At 44.8% G+C, this 21,373-nt stretch carries 17 protein-coding genes; 7 read left to right on the top strand and 10 right to left on the bottom strand.

Annotated elements, in window-relative coordinates; translation table 11 throughout:
* Positions 1-7: 7 nt before the first annotated feature.
* From VQ048_RS03965 to VQ048_RS03945, 5 genes are all read right to left on the bottom strand, one after another.
* Positions 8-964 (bottom strand): acetyl-CoA carboxylase carboxyltransferase subunit alpha, encoded by a 957-nt coding sequence (locus tag VQ048_RS03965; protein WP_327610391.1) that lies wholly within the window; start codon positions 962-964, stop codon positions 8-10.
* A 54-nt stretch (positions 965-1,018) separates the two neighbouring features.
* The gene (gene gltX / locus VQ048_RS03960; protein ID WP_327610390.1) at positions 1,019-2,536 is read right to left on the bottom strand and encodes a glutamate--tRNA ligase; all 1,518 of its coding nucleotides are present in this window, start codon (positions 2,534-2,536) and stop codon (positions 1,019-1,021) included.
* A gap of 299 nt (positions 2,537-2,835) precedes the next feature.
* Positions 2,836-3,216, bottom strand: coding sequence for a hypothetical protein (locus VQ048_RS03955; protein ID WP_327610389.1), 381 nt, complete (start codon positions 3,214-3,216; stop codon positions 2,836-2,838).
* A 73-nt stretch (positions 3,217-3,289) separates the two neighbouring features.
* Positions 3,290-3,760: an Lrp/AsnC family transcriptional regulator gene (locus VQ048_RS03950; RefSeq protein WP_327610388.1), complete on the bottom strand. Its 471-nt coding sequence runs from the start codon at positions 3,758-3,760 to the stop codon at positions 3,290-3,292.
* Between the two features lie 134 nt (positions 3,761-3,894).
* A complete protein-coding gene (locus VQ048_RS03945; protein WP_327610387.1) occupies positions 3,895-8,691 on the bottom strand; it encodes a translocation/assembly module TamB domain-containing protein in 4,797 nt (1,598 codons plus the stop codon).
* Between the two features lie 4 nt (positions 8,692-8,695).
* Between VQ048_RS03945 and tsaD the strand changes: the two genes are divergently transcribed.
* On the top strand, positions 8,696-9,748 hold the full coding sequence (gene tsaD / locus VQ048_RS03940; RefSeq protein WP_327610386.1) for a tRNA (adenosine(37)-N6)-threonylcarbamoyltransferase complex transferase subunit TsaD: 1,053 nt from the start codon (positions 8,696-8,698) through the stop codon (positions 9,746-9,748).
* A 15-nt stretch (positions 9,749-9,763) separates the two neighbouring features.
* Positions 9,764-10,468 (top strand): RsmE family RNA methyltransferase, encoded by a 705-nt coding sequence (locus VQ048_RS03935; protein WP_327610385.1) that lies wholly within the window; start codon positions 9,764-9,766, stop codon positions 10,466-10,468.
* Here VQ048_RS03935 and VQ048_RS03930 read toward each other — a convergent pair.
* Positions 10,465-11,160 carry an ABC transporter ATP-binding protein gene (locus VQ048_RS03930; protein ID WP_327610384.1) on the bottom strand — a complete coding sequence of 232 codons (696 nt, stop codon included), beginning with the start codon at positions 11,158-11,160 and terminating at the stop codon, positions 10,465-10,467. The two genes, VQ048_RS03935 and VQ048_RS03930, sit on opposite strands and share 4 nt — an antisense overlap.
* A gap of 112 nt (positions 11,161-11,272) precedes the next feature.
* Here VQ048_RS03930 and VQ048_RS03925 point away from each other — a divergent pair, with 112 nt between their 5' ends.
* Positions 11,273-11,824, top strand: a complete 552-nt coding sequence (locus VQ048_RS03925; RefSeq protein WP_327610383.1) for a hypothetical protein — start codon at positions 11,273-11,275, stop codon at positions 11,822-11,824.
* Positions 11,825-11,895: 71 nt separating this feature from the next.
* On the opposite strand, the gene VQ048_RS03920 is transcribed toward VQ048_RS03925, so the two are convergent.
* On the bottom strand, positions 11,896-12,231 hold the full coding sequence (locus tag VQ048_RS03920; RefSeq protein WP_327610382.1) for a DUF3276 family protein: 336 nt from the start codon (positions 12,229-12,231) through the stop codon (positions 11,896-11,898).
* 144 nt (positions 12,232-12,375) lie between these two features.
* Positions 12,376-14,013, bottom strand: coding sequence for an ABC transporter ATP-binding protein (locus VQ048_RS03915; RefSeq protein ID WP_327610381.1), 1,638 nt, complete (start codon positions 14,011-14,013; stop codon positions 12,376-12,378).
* 127 nt (positions 14,014-14,140) lie between these two features.
* Between VQ048_RS03915 and VQ048_RS03910 the strand changes: the two genes are divergently transcribed.
* The 3 genes from VQ048_RS03910 to yajC are packed head-to-tail and all read left to right on the top strand — an operon-like array spanning position 14,141 to position 15,870.
* Positions 14,141-15,049 (top strand): transcription antitermination protein NusB, encoded by a 909-nt coding sequence (locus tag VQ048_RS03910; RefSeq protein WP_327610380.1) that lies wholly within the window; start codon positions 14,141-14,143, stop codon positions 15,047-15,049.
* 13 nt (positions 15,050-15,062) lie between these two features.
* On the top strand, positions 15,063-15,539 hold the full coding sequence (locus VQ048_RS03905) for a DUF1573 domain-containing protein (protein WP_327610379.1): 477 nt from the start codon (positions 15,063-15,065) through the stop codon (positions 15,537-15,539).
* Positions 15,540-15,552: 13 nt separating this feature from the next.
* Positions 15,553-15,870 carry a preprotein translocase subunit YajC gene (gene yajC, locus VQ048_RS03900; RefSeq protein WP_327610378.1) on the top strand — a complete coding sequence of 106 codons (318 nt, stop codon included), beginning with the start codon at positions 15,553-15,555 and terminating at the stop codon, positions 15,868-15,870.
* Positions 15,871-15,972: 102 nt separating this feature from the next.
* Here the strand turns inward: yajC and VQ048_RS03895 are convergent, their stop codons facing one another.
* Both VQ048_RS03895 and rnhB read right to left on the bottom strand, forming a co-directional pair.
* On the bottom strand, positions 15,973-17,661 hold the full coding sequence (locus VQ048_RS03895; protein ID WP_327610377.1) for a putative transporter: 1,689 nt from the start codon (positions 17,659-17,661) through the stop codon (positions 15,973-15,975).
* Positions 17,662-17,767: 106 nt separating this feature from the next.
* Positions 17,768-18,349: a ribonuclease HII gene (gene rnhB / locus VQ048_RS03890; protein ID WP_327610376.1), complete on the bottom strand. Its 582-nt coding sequence runs from the start codon at positions 18,347-18,349 to the stop codon at positions 17,768-17,770.
* Between the two features lie 133 nt (positions 18,350-18,482).
* On the opposite strand from rnhB, the gene VQ048_RS03885 reads away from it, so the two are divergent.
* The gene (locus tag VQ048_RS03885; RefSeq protein WP_327610375.1) at positions 18,483-21,368 is read left to right on the top strand and encodes a SusC/RagA family TonB-linked outer membrane protein; all 2,886 of its coding nucleotides are present in this window, start codon (positions 18,483-18,485) and stop codon (positions 21,366-21,368) included.
* Positions 21,369-21,373: the final 5 nt, after the last annotated feature.

Genomic DNA, 21,373 nt, shown 5'->3' with positions numbered 1-21,373 from the left:
TAGCGGCTTAGCCTTTAAAAACGCCCATATTGATGAATTTTTCTTGTCTTTGATCGACGAGTTCTTTTTCGGAAAACTTGCTGAACGCGCTGATGTTGTGAAGGATGTTTTGCTTCACGTTTAAATAGGCGGCTTGAGGGTCGTATTGGGCGCCACCCAAAGGCTCTTCCACAATACCGTCGATGAGTTTGTTTTTCAGCATGTCGTTAGGGGTTAATTTCAATGCATTGGCGGCATCTTCCTTGTGGTTCCAATTTCGCCAAAGGATGGACGAGCAGCTCTCGGGAGCGATAACCGAATACCAAGTGTATTGAAGCATGTAAACTTTGTTTCCAACGCCGATACCCAAAGCGCCTCCGCTGGCTCCTTCCCCGATGATATAGGTGAAAATCGGTGTTTTTAGCTGGGTCATTTCGTAGATGTTGCGTGCGATGGCTTCTCCTTGTCCGCGTTCTTCGGCCTCCAATCCGGGGTAAGCTCCGGGCGTGTCCACAAACGTGATAACCGGAATTCGGAACTTTTCTGCGAGTTTCATTAACCGGAGGGCTTTTCGGTAGCCTTCGGGGCTGGGCATTCCGAAGCGGCGGAGTTGGCGTTCTTTGGTTGTCCGTCCTTTTTGGGTACCGATGATCATGACGGATTGCCCGTCAATTTTGGCCAAACCTCCTACCATGGCGTGGTCGTCGCCGAAGGCTCGATCGCCGTGAAGTTCCAAGAACGAATCTTTATCGGTGATTCCGTTGATGAAGTCCAGCGTATAGGGACGATCCGGATGGCGAGAGAGTTGTACGGTTTGCCAAGGGGTTAGATTCCCGTATATTTCTTGTTTGGTTTTAATGATTTTATCCTCAATCTGGCTGCAGGCGAGTTTCATGTCCACGCCGCTTTCTTCTCCCACGAGCGAACAGGTTTGGTATTGCTCCATGAGATCCTTGATGGGAAGTTCGAATTCTAAATATTCCATTGATAGTTTTTCAAAACGGTTATAACAGACCCAAATATAATAATTAATGACGGATTATCCGATGCGGGAGACTGCATTTTTTATTCGGGTAATGGCTTCGGCTGGGCCGATCAGTTCCAAAATGTCTGGTACATCGGGGCCTTTGAGCTCTCCTACAAGTGCCAAACGAAGGGGCATCATTACTTTTCCCATGCCCAAATGGTGTTCTTCGGCAAAATGGTGCAAGGTTTCCTTCAGCGACTCGGAAGAAAAATCGCCTTCTTTGGCGGATAATTTCTCTGCCAATTGGGACATGATGCCGGCCGTGGTTTCGTTCCAAGCTTTTTTTACTGCTTTTTCATCATAGTTGGAAGGTGCTTCAAAGAAGAATTTTCCGTGGTGGTAGATGTCGGCAGGGAATGTGGCCCGTTCTTTCATCAGTCCGATGATCCGAAGTATTTTTTCGTCGGTTAAGGCCGATTGGGAAGCGGGGAGATGGGGCTTGAGCAGCGTTAGGATTTCTTGGTCAGGAAGAGCTTTTAGGTATTCATGATTAAACCATTCGGCTTTTTCCTTGCTGAATCTTGCTCCGGCTTTGTGAACTTTGTTTAAATCGAAATCTTTTACCATTTCTTCAAGGCTCAAAATTTCGCGTTCGCCCGAAGGGGTCCAGCCCAATAGAGCCAAAAAGTTGATAAAGGCTTGGGGCAAATAGCCGGCTTCTTTGTAGCCTTGGGAAACCTGCCCGGTTTGAGGGTCGGTAAAGTTAAGCGGGAACACAGGGAATCCGAATTTATCGCCGTCTCTTTTGCTGAGCTTTCCTTTGCCTTCGGGTTTTAAAATCAGAGAAAGGTGGGCAAATTGAGGCGCTTGCCATCCCATGGCTTCGTAAAGCAGGACGTGGAGTCCCATGGAAGGCAGCCATTCTTCACCGCGTATGACGTGGGAAATCTTCATTTCGTGATCGTCGATGATGTTCGCGAAGTGGTAGGTGGGCATTCCGTCGTTCTTTACCAAGACTTTATCATCCAGTGTATTGGTGTTGATGGAGAAATTGCCCCGAATGAGATCTTCCAAATTCAAAATGCGATCCATTGGCATTTTGAATCTCACCACAAAGGGCGTTTGGACTTCCAATAAAGCCTTTACTTCGTCTTCGGACAGGGCGATGCTGTTTTTTAGCCTTTGCCGGGTTAGCGAATTGTATGAGAAAACCTCACCTTTGGCTTCGTATTCTTGGCGAATGGCTTCTAGTTCTTCGGGTGTATCGAAAGCGATATAGGCATAATCCGTTTCCAAAATTTGACGGGTGTATCGCTCGTAGATGGCTCTTCTTTCGGATTGGCGGTAAGGGCCGTACGGGCCTCCGTGAACCGGACTTTCGTCGGGGATAATGCCGCACCATTGCAGGGCTTCCATGATATAGTCTTCGGCGCCCTCTACGTATCTTGCGGTATCGGTGTCTTCGATTCTGAGTATGAAATCACCGCCTTGGTTTTTGGCAAAGAGGTAATCGTATAACGCCGTTCTTACGCCTCCTAAATGGAGCGGGCCTGTAGGACTTGGTGCAAAACGCACTCTTACTTTACTCATCGTGGGTCGAAATTTTAAACCGCAAATTTAAGCATTATTGGTTTTACATTTTAGTAATTTGTTGCCTCTTTCTTTCGGGGGCGAAAATTTAGCCCAAAGGTTTAAATGAGATCTAAAAGCGATTTTCGGAGAGAGCTAAAAAGTAATATTTTGTTTTTTGAGCTGAGGGGATGCTGTGAAAAGTCATTATTGGGAGAATTTTTGTTCCCTTTTGGTTAAAAAACATCAAGACTTCAAAAAAACAGCGAATCTTAGGAAATAAGACACGCTGCGTAAACAATTAAGCCGAAAGGAGCCGACTATTTAAAAAACTGCCATTTGGGAAGAATGGCCAATAGTCCTCCCACAAAGACGAATAGTCCTGTTACATCGGAGTAAAGGAAGGTGTCTAAATAATAAAGATGAAAGAAAAAGTGCAAGGCCATGGCGATTGGGAATAAGAGTACCCCGGCTTTTCGGTAGACATAAATTAAAATCACGGCAAGAATAAGAGCGGCATCCACACTGAAAATAAGGTAAAAATACCAAAGCGGAATTGTAAGGTCTTGGTCTTTGGTTTGGAGGTATTGGTCGATGTCGATGCCAATGCCCATGATGGTAAATAAAATAAGGGCAATAATGGCGGCAATAAAGCCCGAGCCTTTCTTTGGGCTTTCGTCTTTGAAGTAAGCGTTTTCCATTGTGTAAAAATAAATAAACTTATGAATAGATTCATAAGTTTATTCTTTAGATTTTTAAAAAAGAGGTTTGATATTAGATCGAAATTGCTTTGATCAATCGGTTTTTGTCGCTTAGGTATTCTTCCATACTGATCATACTTTCGGTGTGCATCACGTCTTGGATGTCGTCAATCTGATAGATGATTCGTTTGGCGTCTTCGGTGTTTCTTGCTCTCACTTTACAGAAAATATTGTATTTCCCGGAGATAACGCTGGCTTCGACCACGTTCGGAATGGCTGCGAGTTCTTTTAGCACCTCCTGCGTTCTGTTGGACTTGGTAAGCAGGATTCCGATGAAAGCGGTAAAATGGTAGTCCAGTTTTCCGTAATCAATGGTTAACGAAGAGCCTAAGATGATACCGGCATCTTCCATTTTCTTTACTCTGACGTGGATGGTTCCGGCGGATACATCCATTTGTTTTGCGATTTCCGTAAAGGGCATACGGGTGTTTTCCACTAAGAAATCCAAAATCTTTTTGTCTATTTCATCAAGTTGATAGTTCATTTTTTTATTGAAATGTAGAATTAATAAAAAATCTTTGTAATTTTTCGCAAAATTATAAAAAAAAAAGATTACTACGAAACCTTCATTGCGGATTAACATTATTTAACGGAATTCGGAAAGGGCGGCGGCGGAAATTACCGTACGGAATCGACTTTTGCAGAGTCGATTACCGCAGAAGAAGGGGATGAGGTCTTTTTTTTCTTTTTTCTTCGGAAGATGGTGTTGAAGCTTTTTCCGTAAACCACCCCTAGGCCATAGCTTTGGTTGGCGGCGGTGTTTCCTGCGTTTCCAGCGACCAGTCCGATGTTGCTTGGTTTGGAGTAGACTCTTAGGAGGCGGGTTTTGTCGTTTTTCTTACTCCAATCGTATTCGATGATGCCTTCTCCGGAAAGGTAGTTGTAGTCGGTGGTTTGGCTTCCGCCTGAAATCGGCACTCCAAGTCCCGTCTTTACGGTGACTCTTGGGGAAAGGGAGAAGCTGACGCTGGCGTTGGCCCGATCTCCGGTATTGGAGGCGACATCTCCTTTTAGGTAGTTCAAATCGACCTGAAATTCGTTACTGATGGTATTAAGGACGGAGCCCAATTGCTTAAACAGCATATTGTAGCCGGAGTTTTCCAGGGTATTGGTAAGATTGGTGTCGAAGCTGGATGCATTTTGAACATTAAAGGAGTTGAGAACGAGGACGGAGCCGAATTGGATGACTTTTTCGTCTTCGTTAATCATTTTATTGTTTAGGGTTTCTTTTAGTTGGCTGGAGAGGTCGGGGGCGTCAATTCCCAATGCGATTTTGGGGTCGTTTAGTGTTCCGGTGATGTCCACGGAAAGCAGAATGTTCACAGGTGGCAGAGTGGTGCCTAAGTATTGGCCGGCGTTGGTTACGGCTCGCATATAGTTGGCCTTGATGCCGAGTTCTGGCGTCATGGCGTCCCCGTCCCACCGCATTAGGCTTCCGCTTTGGATTTGGAAGGTTCTTTCCAGAATGGCCTGGGAAACAAAAGTGCCGTTGTCCACGTGGTAGCTGCCGTTCATGGCGATGTTTCCGTTCGGGAACATCCGGAAGCGAAGAGGGTTGGCTTGTCCCCGTACGCTGATGCTTCCTACATTTTCGGGAAGAGCGACGTTTACGGTGGTGCCTTTGTCTACGGCGATGTTAAAATCCAAGGTCATATTGACTCCTGTTTTTTTTCGGTTTTCGGCGGTGACTTTCCCCTCTTCGTCTTCTCTTAGGAAGCGGAGCATTTTGAATTCGTCGACGCCGGAGGTGGAGCCCGCATTAAACGTAAACATACTATTGTTGAGGGCTCTGAAGGGGTCGTTTAAGTCCGTGGCAATGGTGAGTCCCGACACGGGGCCCGAAACATAAAGGTTACCCTGCCCGTAGACGCGGCCCCAAAATAGGTCGAAATCTTTTTGCTGGGTGTTTAAAACCATCAGATTGTCAGCCCTCATGATGAGGTTGACAGCCATGGAGGCCAGCGTTTCAAAGTCGATTACCCCGGAAATACTTCCGCTGGAGGTTTCTCTTCCGTCTTTCACCCGGATGTTGTTGAGAATTGCCCGACCTTTGGATAGAGCGATGGTCGTGTCTTCAAAGGTGTAATCGACGCCGATGAAATTGAGTTTTAAACCAAAATTTTTCAAATCGATATCCCCGCTGTAATCGATGTCGTTAATGGGCCCGGAAATACTGAGAATTCCGCTGGCTTTCCCTCTCAGGTTTCCAAAGACGCTTTTGACGAACTCCTGAGAGAAGGCGAGATCGAAATCCTTCATGTCGGCTTTGATGTCCAAAGTCGGCGTGCTGGTGTTGTTATTGACGGTACCGGTCACGTGAAGGTTGTTTCGCCCTAGAATTCCGGTGGAAGCCACGACACCTTCGATGTCGAAAACATTGGGTGAAGGGCTGTTCTTGGCCTTTAGGGTGATGTCGCCCATGGCTTTTCCGTTCATGGTGATTTGGTCTACTTTCAAATCGACCAACGGTTCCAGGTTATTGCCTTTCATGGTCAGGTTAAAAGCGCCGTTAGCTATGCCGCTAAGGGCCATGCTGTTACCGCCTTGCTGCATTTCCAAGAGTTTGCCGATTTGGAATTGCTGTATTTGCCCTTCGGCGTGAAAATCTTTTCCGGATTTAAATCTTGCTTCCGAAATCAAAAGGGAGCTTTCGCCGGAGAAGAAGCGAAGGTTGTGAAGGATGAAATCGCCCGATTTTTTACGATAGGTGATGGAATGATTTAATGCTTCGTCAGTATCTACTTTCCATGCGACATTATTGAAATTGATTTCTGTCGGTGCAAAACGGAAGAGGTAGTCGCCTTGGGCGTTGGTGGTTTGGTTGAAATTTAGGGCGTAGCTTTTCAGATTTTTTCTTTTTTCGTCTTCGGGGGAGCCGTGAAGAAATGAGGTGGAGAAATGAAGCGTATGGTTGTTTTCGTTTCGCCCGGTCAATACAATGTCTTTCAGGATGTTTTGTTGATAATGCATGCGATTGATTCGGGCAAAAATTTGCTCTTCGGCGTTAGCGGTATTAATTTTTAGGGTCAGATTTTCGGCGGTTAAGCTGTCCAAGGATTGGCGGCCTTCTTTGGGGATTTTATAAAGAGGGTTTTTAGCGGCCAATTCGCGGTCGGCTTCCGTAATCTGTTCTGTTTTGCGGAGGAGGTAGATGAGTTTAGCGGTGTCGAGGTTCAGGGCCAACTGGTTGGTACTTCCTTCGTAGGTTCCTGAAACGGTGGCTCCGTGGGGGATTTTTATTTCGGGAAGAAAATAGTTGACCAGTTCTTGGTGCACTTCCAGTTCGATGTTGAAATTTTGGTTTCGGTATATCTTTTTTGGAGAAGGGCCTATGAGAATTTTGTTTAGGGCGTTGCTGAGCATTCCGGAAAGATCCTCCAGTTGGTATTGTCCGGCGATTCGTCCGTTAAGGGCTTGTGGGGCGAGGACTTCTACGATTCGGTTTCCGTTGGCGAAGTAGACCTTGGTATGCGCTTGGGGAAGACGGTAAGATCGGCCTTCCGAAGCGAAGCGGATGTCGTTCAGGGCAGTGTCCAAATAGAGGTCGTTGAGGTTGGAAAGCGAAATTTGCCCGTCGATTTTTCCACTAAAGGTTTGATTTCCCGGTTTGGAGGCGAAATAATTCAGGTTCAGGTGGCGAATGTCTGCGGAGACATCGGCAATCAGGTGGGCGGTTTTGAAGTTGATAAATCCGTTGAACTCGGCAACGGCCTGAGGGTCGTTTACGGCGATATGACCTTGATAGGTTTTTTCATTTAGCAGACCGTTGAGGCGGAGGTTGCGGATGGTTTTTCCCAGGATTTCGATGCTTTTGATTTCGGAACGGGTTTCAATTTTCATGCGTTCGAGATCGAAGCTTTGCCCATCCAGTTGGAAATTTCCGGAGATAAGACCTACCTGAGGCATTTTGGTAATGGTTGCGGCATTGAGGTTTTCGACCTCCACGTAGCCTTTGTATTTGGGGAGTGGTGTGCTGTAGTCGGAGAGTCGGAATTGCTTTATTTCGGCCTTTCCAACCCCTGTAATCAACTGAGCTTTTGGGATGGTGATTTGTTTTGGGGTAAGGTGTAAGGCACCGTTATAGCGAAGTCTCCCGAAATCGTCGGCAAAGTTTTTCATTTTCTTCGAGATGAAAGACGGGAGCATGGCCTTTAAATCTTTATAGGTGAAATCGGTGTTCAGATGGTTGGTTTCGATAACGAACTGGCCGTCCAAGAGATGGTTCATTCGCATGGCGGAAGTAGCGATGCTGACGTCTCGGTTTCCGATGACAAAATTATTTAGCGTAAAGCGGTTTAGAGGGCCTCGCATGGTTCCCGAAATATTGAGGGGCGTGTGGTTGTCCCATTGGGTCATGAAATAGCTCAGGTCGTAGCCGCTGATTTGGCTGCCTTGCTTAAGGGTGAGTTCCCATCGGACTTTGTTGTTGAAATCTTGCCATTTGGTTTTGGGGTTCAACAGGAATTTTAAGTTGCCTTGGAGAAGAGAATGATCGGTATTGAATGTAAGATCTTTCAGGGCTAAAAACTCTTTGGTTAGTGCAATTTCGCCTGAGAAGGTTTCCACGAAATGGGATTTTCCCCATCGTTTGGTGTGAAAGGAAAAGTTGTTCACTTGGGCGGAAACGTTACTTCCGTTAATTTTTACGGAGGGGGCGACAAGGTTGAGTCGGTCGGCTTGCAGCCATCGGCCTTGGTCTCCGCTTTTGTTTTGGTTAACGATGCTTACTTTGGAATTGATGAGGTGTACTCTGGCGTTGAGTTGAAAGGGGTTTCGTTTAGGATCGGCGGGTTTATCGCTTTCGAAATTGCCGATGTATTTGATGAAATTGGAAATACTATCGCCTTTGTAGGTGATGATTTTAATGTCGGCGTTGTCCAAAACGAGGGAGTTGAAACTCAGGGAATTGCTGGAGGGGGATAAGGCACTGCTTACCAGTCGGAACCAATCGGAATTGGCGCGAAATTCCTTCACTTTTATAAAATCTAAATCCCTTTCGTCCTTTATTTTAAGGCCTTTGATGGTAACGTCCCCGAAATAATCGACATGGATGCTTTCGGTGGTCATTTTGGCTTTAAAATCTTGGTTTAAGATTTCCAGGGCTTGTTTGGCGGCCCATTGTTTGGTGGGGTTCAGATTGACGATTAGCACGGCGGTGGCAATGAGTGCAAGGCTGATCCAAAAAAAATAAAGTAGGATCTTGGCCCACCATTTCAGGCTGGTAACGTCTTTGGCGGCTTGCTCCACGAATTCTTCTGCGGTTTCCACGGGGTGGTTTACGGCATCTTTGGCAAGTCCGGCAGCATCTTTCAGGGTGTCTTGTAGGTTTTCCACTCCTTTTTTTACGGATTGGCCGATCTGTCCGGGTAGAGATTTATTATTTTGGTTTTCGTTATTATTCTCTAAATTTGCCATTCTAATGAGCGAGTCTACAATAATATTGGGTATTGAATCGTCTTGCGACGATACTTCTGCAGCCGTAATCCGGGGGAATAAGATTCTCTCCAATATAGCGGCGGGTCAGGCTATTCATAACGACTACGGCGGTGTAGTGCCGGAGTTAGCCTCCCGTGCCCATCAACAAAACATTATTCCCGTTGTCCATCAGGCCTTAGTGAAGGCAAATATACAACAAAGTGATCTTTCTGCAATAGGCTTTACCCGTGGCCCTGGCTTGCTGGGGTCGTTATTGGTGGGGACTTCGTTTGCTAAATCTTTAGCCATGAGTCTGGGGGTTCCCTTGATAGAGGTTAATCACCTGCAGGCGCATATTTTGGCGCATTTCATTGAGGATGCAAATCCTGTGCCTCCCCGCTTTCCTTTTTTGTGCCTTACGGTGAGTGGCGGGCACACGATGATTGTTTTGGTCAAGGATTATTTTGAGATGGAAATCATTGGTAAAACCATCGACGATGCGGCGGGGGAAGCCTTTGATAAGATTGGGAAACTTTTTGCATTGGATTACCCTGCGGGGCCGATTATCGACCGTTTGGCCAAGGAGGGCAACCCGAATGCTTTTTCGTTCAGCCGTCCCAAGGTGGAAGGGTATGATTATTCTTTTAGTGGGATTAAAACTTCGGTGCTGTATTTTATTCAGAAACAGTTAAAGCAAAACCCGAACTTTGTGGAGGAGCACTTGGCCGATTTGTGTGCTTCTGTGCAGTATACCATTGTCGAAACCCTTATGGATAAATTGGTTAAGGCGTCCGAGGCTTATGGGATTCGAGAGGTGGCGATTGCCGGTGGGGTTTCGGCGAATTCGGCATTGAGGGAGGCGATGAAAAAGAGGCAGCAGGAACGAGGGTGGTCCATCTATATACCGAAATTTGAATACACTACCGATAATGCGGCGATGATCGCTATGGTGGCTCAACTTAAATACGAACGGGGGATTTTTTCGGATTTATCGGTCTCCGCTTCGGCGAGATACGATTTGGAAGCCGATTTTTCGGGGCGAGAAAATACCCAATAAGTCGAAAGTAACAGCATGAAATTATTTTACGGGGAAATTTTTCCGGAGATACGGATTCATTCCGAGGAGCAGCAGCATCTTCTGAAGGTTTTGCGCATGAAGGATGGCGAAGTGATTCAGCTTACCGACGGGCGGGGGAATTTAGCGACGGGAACTTTGAGGGTTGAGGGGAAAAAAGCGGCTTTGGAACCTTTGAATGTAGAGACGGGGCTTGCGGATTTTTCTCGTCGGCTTCATGTGGCTTTGGCTCCGACGAAGAATATCGACCGAACGGAGTTTTTTGTTGAAAAAGCTACGGAGTTGGGGGTTTCGGAAATTACGTTTCTGCTCACCGAACAATCGGAGCGCAAGGCTGTGAATTTGGAGCGGATTCAGAAGCAAGTCGTTTCGGCATCCAAGCAGTCTGGTCGATTTCATTTTCCGAAGCTCAATCCGATGGTTAAGCTTGCGGATTTTGTGGCGACGGCGTTACCGGAGTCTACGTTTGTTGCACATTGTGATGCGGCGTTTGAAAGGGTGGGGCTGGAGGCGATTCCTGCAATGGAGGCGATGACGTTCCTCATCGGGCCCGAAGGGGATTTCAGTCCGAGAGAAATCGAAATGCTTACGACTAAAGGCATAAGAGCGGTGCAGTTGGGTAACCAGCGTCTTAGGACGGAAACAGCGGGGGTTTTCGTAGCGGCTTGGAATTATTATCGGATGATGGCGCTTTCGCTTTAGGAAGTGTAATATTGGAAGGCTTCTTCTAAACTTTTGAATTTTCCTTTAAACGCTTCGATGGGGGCGTTTTGAATGATGCGGCCCTTGTTGATGAGGATAACCCTGGAACATAAGGCTTCGACTTCCTGCATGAGGTGGGTGGAGAGCAGTACGGTTTTTTCTTTTCCTATGGTTTTGATGACGTTTCGGATTTCCACGATTTGGTTGGGGTCCAGTCCGTTGGTGGGTTCGTCCAAAATCAGCAGGTCGGGCTCGTGAAGGATGGCTTGGGCAAGACCGACTCTTTGTTTATACCCTTTGGAGAGGTGCTTGATTTTTTTTCCGCTTTCGGGAGTAAGGCCTACGGTTTCCAGTAAGAGAGGAATTTTGGCGGGGGTTATTTGATGGAGATTGGCGACGAAACGGAGGGCTTCGGTTACGTACATGTCTGTGTAGAGCGGGTTGTTTTCAGGTAAAAAACCCATGTTTTTTTTACATTCTAAAGGGTTTTCTTCGATGTTTTTTCCGTTGAAGATTATTTCGCCTTGGTCAATTTTCAGTGCGCCGACGATGGATTTCATCAGGGTTGATTTTCCTGCGCCGTTGGGGCCGAGGAGTCCGACGATTTCATTTTTTTCGAGACTCAGATTGATTTGGTCCAATGCGGTTTGTTCTCCGAAGGTTTTGGTGAGATTGATGATTTCAAGCGACATGACGACTGTTTTTTCGAGGCGTAAAAATACGATAAAACTTAGAAATGCAAGATTTATTCGCTTTGTGGACGTTTTTTTTTTACTTTTGGAACTTTAGAAAAAACAATAAAACATGAAACGAATTTTAACTATTTTATCCTTGTTGCCTTTGGTGGCTTACGGGCAGGAGCTTTCTTCCAATACGGAAAAGTTGCAATCTTTGTTCAAAGTGGAGGCTGGGTTATTGAATGCTAATGCGGCCTACGAAGTGCCTTTGTCTAAGGAGAAAGGGTTGTTGGAAGTTTCTTTTGGAGTGGGAGGGATTCATCAGATTGAGGATGGTCTTTATTCTTATAGAGTGGGGTGGACTTCTTTGAATTCTTATTTTTCGCCTTATTTGCAAACCCAGTGGCGCTATTACGTCAGTCGTGAACGCAGGGCAGAGAAAGGGCGTCGTTTGATTAACAATGCGGGATCTTTTGTGGGGCTTAATAATCGTTTGGTTCTAAATGGGGAAATAAGCGACGGGGTATTGCTGAATCATGTGGTGTTTGGTCAGCAATTGCCTTTGGATCGGCATTTTACGTTTACTTATCATGTAGGTTTTGGGGTAGGGTTTAATTTGGTGGAAGGTAATGCGATGCTTATGCCGGGCTTGGGTTTTAAGTTCGGTTATGCGTTCTAACGGTTTTGGGAGGGTGAAATAAAAAAAGCCGCAACAGTTAGTTTTGCGGCTTTTTTATTTTCTAAATCAATTTAGAATTCTTCGTCGGACTCTATCGTATAAGAACGAGATCTGAAGTCCTTGTCGTGTTTTTCGGAAATGACGTCTTCGCCTTTTTCGTTGATGATGAATTCTGTTGATTCACTGAACATATCCTGAAAAGCCTTAAAGTCTTCTTTGTAGAGATAGATTTTGTGCTTTTCGAACGATGCCTCGCCATTCTCCCCGAAGTTCTTTTTACTTTCGGTAATCGTAAGGTAATAATCCCCTGCTTTAGTTTCGCGCACGTCAAAAAAATACGTTCTTCGTCCTGCTTTTAGCACCTTTGTGAATATTTCATTCTCGTGGCGCTCCTTGTAATCACTCATTGTACGATGTTTTTTTTAGAAATCTTGTTGAAAACAAATATAAAAGAAATCTTTAAATCGACAAATAAAATTTTGATAAACTCTTGTTTTAAAGTCTATTTTTAACGATTTAAGAATAGAGGTTAAATGGGTGTTTTTTCTTAATTATTTGATTTTTAGTATTTTGTCGGCTTTTTTTGCGGTGCTTTCACGATGGGTAATAAGGATGGAGGTGCATTTTTTCAGGTCTTTTTCGATGTTTTTGAGGATGTTTTCTTCCGTTTCGGTGTCCAAAGCGGAAAGACTGTCGTCAAAAATGAGGATGTTAGGGTGCTTAATGAGGGCTCTGGCGATGCAGATTCTCTGTTTTTGTCCTCCGGAAAGCATTACGCCTCGTTCGCCGACCAGGGTTTGGTATTGGTCTTTGAAGCCGATGATGTTTTTATGAACGTCGGCTTTTTGTGCGGCTTCTACGATTTGCTCTTTAGTGGGGTGGTCTACGGCAAAGCCGATATTGTTTTCGATGGTGTCGGAAAACAAGTAGCTTTCTTGCGGGATGTAGCCTAAGGAGCGGCGGTAGAGGCTTAGGTTATGGTGTTTTAGGTCTTTTCCGTCGATAAGAATGCGTCCTTCGGTGGGGTCGATTAAGCGGGCGAGGAGCAGGGCAATGGTGGTTTTTCCGCTTCCGGTTTTTCCCATGATGGCTAAGGTTTCGCCTGCACCGACTTTGAAGCTCAGTTGGTCTAAGGCTTTTATTCCGGTGTTGGGGTAGGTGTAGGAAACGTTTTGGAATTCAATTTCTCCGGTAATGGGGTAGAGGTCGTTGCAAGGGTTGACGATGTCGGATTTTTTATCCAAAAATTCATTGATTCGAGCCATGGAGGCGGCGGCACGTTGATTGACGGACGTAACCCATCCGACCATGGAAAAAGGCCAAATCAGGATGTTGATGTACATGAAGAAATCGGCAATTTTTCCCACGGAAATTTCTCCGGCAAGGTATTTTTGACCGCCGATCATCAGAATGGCTACATTCAATAGACCGATCACCAAAAGGATGATGGTGAAGAAATAGGCTTCGGTTTTGGCTAAATCTAAGGCTTTGTCTTGGTAGTTGCCGACCTTTTGTTTGTAATTGTGTTCGATATAGGCTTCTTTGGCGAAGAATTTTATGATTCGGATGCCCGAAAAGCTGTCTTGCACAAAGGTGGATATGGCCGACTGGCTTTTCTGCATCGTTTTGGACTTTTTATTGATGATGGAACTGACCTTGTAGATGGTAAAAGAAAGTAAGGGCAGGGGAAGGAGGGTCCACAGGGTCATTTCCACATCGGTTTTCAGCATGTAAATACCGGTGATGGTCAATAGGATAATGAGGTTGGCGACGTACATTACGCCGGGCCCCAAATACATTCTTACAGCGACCACGTCTTCGCTCAGTCGGTTCATCAGATCGCCGATGGAGGTTGTTTTGTAATCGGTTAGGGAAAGTGCCTGATAGTGGCGGTAGATTTTGTTTTTCAGTTCGTATTCGATTCGTCGGGAAGCCACGATGATGGTTTGGCGCATCATGAAGGTGAATAGCCCGGTGAGAAGTGAAGAAACAACGATGATGCCTACATTAATTAGGACTTGCTTGTTAAATCCAAAAGTTTGATGGCTTGCGATTTCGTCCACGGATTGGCCGACGAACTGAACTTTGAAAATATTGAAAAAATTACTGGCCACAATAAATAAGAATCCCCAAAACAGAAGGGTCTTGTGTTTCCAGAAATAAGGGTTTAAGGTTTTTAGGGCTTTCATTGATGATGCAAAAATAACCAATTTTTGGATTGCACGGAGAGGAAGGTGCGACGAATGGCTTTGTTGGGTTGGGGGCTTCCGTCTTCCGACATTTTTCCCTATCTTTGCCGAAACAAAAGTTCTTTGAATGTTAGGAAGAAGACAAATTCGTGAAAAGGTGGTGGAGACGCTTTATTCTTACCGCCAGAATCCGGTACAATATGAAGTTCTGGAAAAAAATATGCTTGCAGGGATCGAGAAGATTTATAACCTGTATGTTTATCAGCTTAATTTTTTGGTGGCTCTGAAGGATTTGGCCGAGCAGCAAATCGAAATCGGGAAGCAGAAGTTCATCAAAACCGAGGAGGATTTGAATCCTAATCCGAAATTTGTTCGCAACCGGGTTTTAACGAAATTGGAAGAGAATGCCGAGCGTCTTTCTTTCACGTCCCGTTACAAACAGTTGAAATGGGATTTGCATGACGATCTTTTGGTCAAGACGTTCCAGCGGATAAAGGCGGGGAAACGCTATCAGGACTATATGGCGAGTGCGGAGGATTCTTTTGAGGAAGATCAAAAATTTATCGGGAAGTTGTTTTTGCGCTATGTGGCGGAGAATGAAGATTTTCATGACCTTCTTGAAGAAAAGGAGATCAGTTGGGCGGACGATTTTCATATTTCGAATTCGATGGTGCAGAAAACCATTGGGTTTATGAAAGAGGAGGAGCCCAGCCATACTCTGATTAAGATGATTAAGGACGAGCAGGATCGCCTTTTTGCCAAGAAATTGCTTTGGGAATCTGTGCGCTATTGGGAGGAAGCGGAGAAGAAGGTGGAAGAGCGGTTGCAGAATTGGGATTTGGATCGGGTTTCTTTGATGGATCGGGTGATTTTGGTGGCTGGTATTACAGAGTTTGATTTTTTTCCGCAAACGGCATCGCGTATTATTATTAATGAGTACGTGGAGATTTCCAAGGTGTTTTCTACCGATAAGTCTAACGTGTTTATCAACGGGATATTGGACAAATACTCTAAGGATACGAACCGAATAAACTAAAATATAAACAAAAATGAAAAAAATAATTTTGATGGGGGCTGTGGGAGCGATTTTGCTGGCCTCTTGCGGTGGTAAAAACGAATCCGCAGACCGTTTGGAGGTTGAGGGAAATGCTTTGGAAGCGCATCTTCATGCGGAGGCTCAGGATGATTTGGTTCATGCGGCTCAGGACAAACCGATGACCTCTTTGGCGCTTTCGGAAAGCCATTGGGATTTCAAGGATGTTAAAAAAGGCACTTCGGTAGAGCATGTTTACGAGGTGACGAATACGGGGGAGAATCCTTTGATAATTTCCGAAGTGAAGCCCGGATGCGGATGCACGGCGCCGGAGTTTACCCGGGAGCCGATTATGCCTGGAGCAAAAGGGAAAATTGTATTGAAGTTTGATTCTTCTAATTTCGACGGCCTGCAGAACAAACAAGCGGAGGTTTATGCCAATGTGGAAAGGGCTCCGATTGTATTGACTTTTTCGGCCAATGTAGTAAATTAATGCCAATAGAATAATGATTACAGTATTTTTACAAGCAACGGGAGATATGATGCCCACTTTGCTGATGTTCGGAGTGTTTTTCGTTTTTATGTATTTTGTGATGATTCGTCCTCAGATGACCAGACAGAAAAAGGAAAAACAATTTCAGGAGTCTTTGAAGGTGGGAAGCCGTGTGGTGACGACCTCGGGGTTGCATGGGCGTGTGGCTCAGATTCAGGAGGACGGTATTGTGATTGAAACGCTTTCCGGTAAGTTGAAATTCGAGAAAGCTGCGATTTCCAGAGAGTTTACACTGAATCGTTTTCCCGAAGCGAACGAAGAAAAAAAATAATTCTTTTTCAAGAGTCTTTCCGAAAACAGGAAAGACTTTTTTTGTGGAAGCTAAAAAAACGTCCTGAGAATTTCGGGACGTTTTTTTCTTTTTGGTGAAGGGTTAGCTTAACAGTAAGATTAAAATACTTGCCGTGAATATCCTGAAAATAGTAACCAAAGGGTAGACTTGGGCGTAGCTTTGGATGGGAACGTCGCTGTCCAAATAATTGGTTGAGAACGAAAGTGCTGCGGGGTCGGTGTAACTTCCGCTCATGATTCCGGCGAGCTGGAGGAAATTGATTTTCATGAAAACGCTTCCCACGATGACCATTAGGATGAGGGGGATGAAGGTAATGGCGCATCCGTAGAGCAGGAAGAGCCAGCCGTTGTATTTGATGAAGTTTTCGTAGAATCCTTCTCCGGCGTGTATTCCGACGGCGGCAAAGAACAGGCAGATGCCAAAATCCTTCATAAAGTAAATGGCGCCGGTATTAAAATAAGAATGAATGAAGGAGATGCCTCCGTAGCGGGAGATTAAAAGTGCTACGATTAGGGGGCCGGCGGCAAAGCCTAACTTTAGCGGAATTGGAAGCCCCGGAATCAGAATGGGGATAGAGCCTAGGATGATACCGAGCAATAGACCTCCGAAAAGCGAAAGAAAATCGGGTTCGATGAGTTTTTTCTCTTGGTTTCCGATGATTTTTTCGGCTTCGGCGAGGCCTTCTTTGGAGCCGATAACCCTCAGGATATCTCCGTAGAATAATTCTAAGGAGGGTCGGGGGATCATTTCTTTTCCGGCTCGGAAAACACGGGTAACTTTTAGATCATAGGTGTTGTATAGATCCAACTCGGAGAGTTTTTTGTGTACGGCGGAGGGTTTGGTAACGAAGATGTTTTTTTTGCGCAAATCCGAATCGCTTTCGATGAACAGATCGGTGGAAGGGCGTCCGACTTTAGCAATGAAATCGTCCAAGTCGCTTTCTTTTCCTACAATCATTAGCACGTCCCGATCTCTGAGGTGGGTGTCTAGGGTGGGCGAGTGGACGGCTTCGCTTCCGCTGTGTTTTAGGCGGGATATTACGATTTCGTGTCCGATTTCCTTAATGGTCTGATGAAGGGTTTTGCCGAAAAAATCAGGGTTTATGACTCTCATTTTTTTATGGATGAGAGGCTCTTCCCGATTGATTTTCATCATCCTGAATTTCTTCATTTCTTTAACGGAATCGATTTTCATCAGGATTTTGGCAAGGATGATAGTTCCGATAATGCCGAATACGCCCAAAGGGTAAGTGATGGCATAGCCGATGGCCGGATCGTCAAACGTGCGGTCGGGCAGGGTGGCTTTCAGTTCTTCGATGGTGTTTTTGGCTGCACCTAAGCCGGGGGTGTTGGTTACGGATCCGCTCATGATTCCCACCAGATTTTCGATGCTTAGTCCCGTACCGCGGAATAGGATGTAAGTAATCGCACCTCCCAAAAGGACGGTAGATACGGCGAGGATGTTAAACTTTAAGCCTTCGTTTCTGAAAGAGGAAAAGAAGGACGGCCCGACCTGAAGACCGATGCCGTAGACGAATAAAATAAGCCCGAAATCACGGATGAAATCTAAAATAGAGTCCTCAATTCGATAGCCGAAGTGCCCCAAAAATAGTCCCGTAAACATCACGGCCGAAACGCCGAAGGTGATTTTCCCGAGTTTCAGGCGACCCAAGAAGATACCGGAGCCTATGGCAAACATGATGGAGATGAGGGATTGGGCTACATTAGGATTTTCCACGGGAAGCAATAGGGCTCCCAACCAGTCGAACATAATGGTAATGAATTTAAAATTTGACTAGGCAAAATTACGGCATATCGTTGGTTCTGACGGTTAAATAAAAATGAAATATGTCAGTCTCAGGCCATTTGGTGAGGGCTTAGTACATTAGTTTAAACGATTTGCGGTGATGGATGGTGGGACCGTATTCGCGTAGTGCCTGCTGGTGGGTTTTGGTGGCATAGCCCATGTTTTTGTTCCAGCCGTATTGGGGAAATTCTTCATGCAATCGGATCATGAGTTGGTCTCTGTGGTTTTTGGCTAAAATGGAGGCGGCTGCAATACTGAGTATTTTGGAATCTCCTTTTACAATGCATTGGTGGGGGGTGAAGGGGTAAGGGTGGAAGCGGTTACCGTCCACGAGAATCAACTCAGGGCGAACTTGGAGTTGGTCTAATGCCAAATGCATGGCGTGTATGCTGGCGTTTAGGATATTGTGTTCGTCGATGAAAGCTGGTGGGAGTTCGGCAATGGCAAAATCAATGGCATTTTTTCGGATGTAATCGTCCAATTTTTGGCGGGATTTGAAGCTAAGTTTTTTGGAATCGTTAATGGCGGAGGGGTTGAAATCTTCGCCAATAACAACGGCGGCAGCTACTACCGGCCCGCAAAGACAACCTCTTCCTACTTCGTCACACCCGGCTTCAACATAATTTTCTGACCACTTTTTTAGTAATTCCATAAATTCTAACGCTTTTTGAGGTTTGTTATTGTTTGTTTTTCAAAATTAATATTTTTTTAAGATGTTTTAATAAAAACACTTGCTTTATTTAACAAAATTTATAAATTTGTTTCATAGAAAAATTTGATTTGATATGAAGAAACTAACAACAACGGTTTTGGCGGTGGTGTTGACTTCTTCCTTTGCGATGGTAGAGGCACAGAAGAGAGATACCGTAACCAAAACAAAAGAAATCGAAGGAGTGGTGGTAACCGCTTTGGGGATAAAGAAAAGTGACAGAGCGATAGGTTACTCCGCTACAAAAGTATCGGGAGATGATTTGCAGACTACACCTTCTCAGAATATGGTGAACTCCTTGAGTGGTAAAGTAGCGGGGTTGCAAGTTGTGGCTTCAGGAGGGGCTCCTGGACAAGCGAGTAGATTGGTTATCCGAGGGGGAAATAAGTCGATTACCAACAGCAATGAACCTCTGTATGTAGTCGATGGTATTCCTATCAGTAATGCGAACGATGGAAATGCCGATACGGTAACGGGTATAGCATCTCCTAACAGGATAGCGGATATTAATCCTGATGACATCGAGAGTGTAACAGTGCTTAAAGGAGCTTCTGGAGCGGTCTTGTATGGGAATAGAGGGTCTAATGGTGTAGTGCTTATTACGACAAAGTCAGGTAAAAGCTCCGGAGGTAAAGCTGTTTTTGAATATTCTTCACAGGTTTCGTTTGATAATGCTTTGGTGTTACCGGACTATCAGAGAAAGTATGCCCAAGGGGTAAATGGAGTGTATGGGGAAGGGACGTCTTTGTCTTGGGGGCCTGAGATTGTAGGGCAGACGGTTAGAAGTGCTGGTGCTGGTGCGGCATTAGGGCTTGGTGCGCAGAATATCACTTTGCGTGCGTACGATCCTAGAAAACAATATTTGAAGACAGGGTATACAACGACCAATAATATTTCGGCTCAGCAAAGTGTCGGAAAGTCTAATTATTTTGTATCGGCGGGATACTCTAACCAAGCCTCAATTATACCGAATCAGGATTATAAGAAATTTAATTTCAGATTTAACGGAAACACCCAATTCACAGATAAATTTAGTGCAGGGGTTAATGTATCTTACAATAAATCGTGGGGAAATGTTCCTTTCACCGGTCAGGATGGAAATAATCCGATTTTTGCATTGTTCCATGTTCCTGTCAGCTGGGATTTGGCGGGGTATGGTTATCAAAGACCTAATGGAACTCAGATTAATTTCCGAGGAGGATCGTTCGATAACCCTTACTGGTCTGTGAATAAAAATTTTGCAACGACCGATAGTGACCGATACATTTTGGGTCTTAATCTTAATTATAAAGTTAAAGACTGGTTGAACTTGTCTTATCGGGTAGGTAACGATCGTTTGACGGATAATAGAATTATTTTTAGAGATATGTACTCTGGAGGTGCGCCTAACGGGACGCTCTTGTATAGCGATATTATTAGAAATGAGATTACGTCGACTTTCATGGCAAATATTAACACGCAATTGGGTGAGAACTTTAGTTTGACAGCGAACCTCGGACAGGATTATAACGAGAGAAGATACCGTTTGAGTACGATTTCGGGAAGTGCTTTGGTATTGCCTAGTATTGTAAATACCAATAATATTAAGTCTTTTGATCCAGGGTCTAATTACATCTCTAGAAGGACTTTGTTTGGGGTGTTTGCGGACGTATCTCTTAGCTACAATAACTATTTGTTCTTGAACCTTGTTGCTAGAAACGAGTGGTCTTCGACGCTTCCTGAAAATAACAGAAGCTATTTCTATCCGGGAGCGAACTTGTCGTTTGTGTTCTCAGATGCTTTCCAAACCAACAAAAATGTGTTGAGTTATGGTAAAATAAGATTGGGGGCTTCTCAAACAGCCAGAGATGCGAATCCTTATTTGGTTGTAGATACCTATCGGAATGGTGTTTTTGCGGATGGCTTCACCTCGGGGATTACGTTTCCTTTCGGACCAAACAGCTTACCGGGTTATACTTATCCAAACACGATCAACAATGCCAATCTGAAGCCTGAATTTACGACGGAATATGAAGTTGGAACGGAATTAAGATTTTTGAGAGATCGTATTGGTTTGGATGTGACGTATTTTTATAACAAGAATATAGATGGGATTGTGCCTTTGGACATTTCTCCTGCTTCAGGAGCAACGACTTATGTGGTCAACAGTGGTGTAACGGAATCGAAAGGGCTTGAGGCTGCATTGAGACTGACACCGGTTAGAACTTCCGATTTCCGTTGGGACTTGAATTTTAACTTTAGTAGAATTCGCTCTAAAGTTTTGGAAACCTATCCAGGGGTTGATAAGATTTACATGGGAGGATTTTCCGGAAACCCTGCAATCTATGCGGTTAAAGGCGAGCGTTTAGGTTCAATCATCGGTAGTGGGTTTGTAAGAAACGATAAAGGCGAAATTTTAGTGGATGACGATGGTATTCCATTGTATCAGGAAGGGATTAATCTGGGCTATGTGGAACCGGATTGGACCGGAGGAGTTACCACTTCATTTGTTTATAAAGGCATTTACCTCAGCGCCTCTTTGGATATGAGAATGGGAGGTTATTTGTACAATGGTACGGAGGAGTTGTTGGATTTCTACGGTGTATCGGCTAAAACCCTTAACCGTACAACTCCGATTGTATTTAACGGGGTAAATGAGAATACCGGTGCTGCAAATACGGTTGCTAACGTTCATAATTTGGGATGGTATAATTTTGCTCAGAATAACGAAATGTATGTTTACAAGAACAATTGGGTGAAATTAAGAGAGTTGGCGATGGGGTATCGTTTTAAACTCAACGGAATGCCTTCGATTAGACAAATGGAGGTTGGAGTTTATGGACGAAACCTGCACTTGTGGACCAAAATACCTCATATTGATCCGGAATCCAGTTCATTTGGTACAGGAAATGCGCAAGGTGTGTCTCGTTTTGCCTTCCCAACAACAAGAAGTTTTGGACTTAACTTCAAAGTACAATTTTAATTTTT

Origin of the sequence: Bergeyella anatis (genome assembly GCF_036016955.1) — a bacterium.
Lineage (GTDB): Bacteria > Bacteroidota > Bacteroidia > Flavobacteriales > Weeksellaceae > JAYWXI01.
This window is presented reverse-complemented; position numbering and strand designations above follow the sequence as displayed.

What these genes read in the sequence shown, in the direction of transcription:
- VQ048_RS03965 (WP_327610391.1), bottom strand. Translation starts at nt 964, where the DNA reads ATGGAATATTTAGAATTCGAACTTCCCATCAAGGATCTCATGGAGCAA.
- gltX (WP_327610390.1), bottom strand. Translation starts at nt 2,536, where the DNA reads ATGAGTAAAGTAAGAGTGCGTTTTGCACCAAGTCCTACAGGCCCGCTC.
- VQ048_RS03955 (WP_327610389.1), bottom strand. Translation starts at nt 3,216, where the DNA reads ATGGAAAACGCTTACTTCAAAGACGAAAGCCCAAAGAAAGGCTCGGGC.
- VQ048_RS03950 (WP_327610388.1), bottom strand. Translation starts at nt 3,760, where the DNA reads ATGAACTATCAACTTGATGAAATAGACAAAAAGATTTTGGATTTCTTA.
- VQ048_RS03945 (WP_327610387.1), bottom strand. Translation starts at nt 8,691, where the DNA reads ATGGCAAATTTAGAGAATAATAACGAAAACCAAAATAATAAATCTCTA.
- tsaD (WP_327610386.1), top strand. Translation starts at nt 8,696, where the DNA reads ATGAGCGAGTCTACAATAATATTGGGTATTGAATCGTCTTGCGACGAT.
- VQ048_RS03935 (WP_327610385.1), top strand. Translation starts at nt 9,764, where the DNA reads ATGAAATTATTTTACGGGGAAATTTTTCCGGAGATACGGATTCATTCC.
- VQ048_RS03930 (WP_327610384.1), bottom strand. Translation starts at nt 11,160, where the DNA reads ATGTCGCTTGAAATCATCAATCTCACCAAAACCTTCGGAGAACAAACC.
- VQ048_RS03925 (WP_327610383.1), top strand. Translation starts at nt 11,273, where the DNA reads ATGAAACGAATTTTAACTATTTTATCCTTGTTGCCTTTGGTGGCTTAC.
- VQ048_RS03920 (WP_327610382.1), bottom strand. Translation starts at nt 12,231, where the DNA reads ATGAGTGATTACAAGGAGCGCCACGAGAATGAAATATTCACAAAGGTG.
- VQ048_RS03915 (WP_327610381.1), bottom strand. Translation starts at nt 14,013, where the DNA reads ATGAAAGCCCTAAAAACCTTAAACCCTTATTTCTGGAAACACAAGACC.
- VQ048_RS03910 (WP_327610380.1), top strand. Translation starts at nt 14,141, where the DNA reads ATGTTAGGAAGAAGACAAATTCGTGAAAAGGTGGTGGAGACGCTTTAT.
- VQ048_RS03905 (WP_327610379.1), top strand. Translation starts at nt 15,063, where the DNA reads ATGAAAAAAATAATTTTGATGGGGGCTGTGGGAGCGATTTTGCTGGCC.
- yajC (WP_327610378.1), top strand. Translation starts at nt 15,553, where the DNA reads ATGATTACAGTATTTTTACAAGCAACGGGAGATATGATGCCCACTTTG.
- VQ048_RS03895 (WP_327610377.1), bottom strand. Translation starts at nt 17,661, where the DNA reads ATGTTCGACTGGTTGGGAGCCCTATTGCTTCCCGTGGAAAATCCTAAT.
- rnhB (WP_327610376.1), bottom strand. Translation starts at nt 18,349, where the DNA reads ATGGAATTACTAAAAAAGTGGTCAGAAAATTATGTTGAAGCCGGGTGT.
- VQ048_RS03885 (WP_327610375.1), top strand. Translation starts at nt 18,483, where the DNA reads ATGAAGAAACTAACAACAACGGTTTTGGCGGTGGTGTTGACTTCTTCC.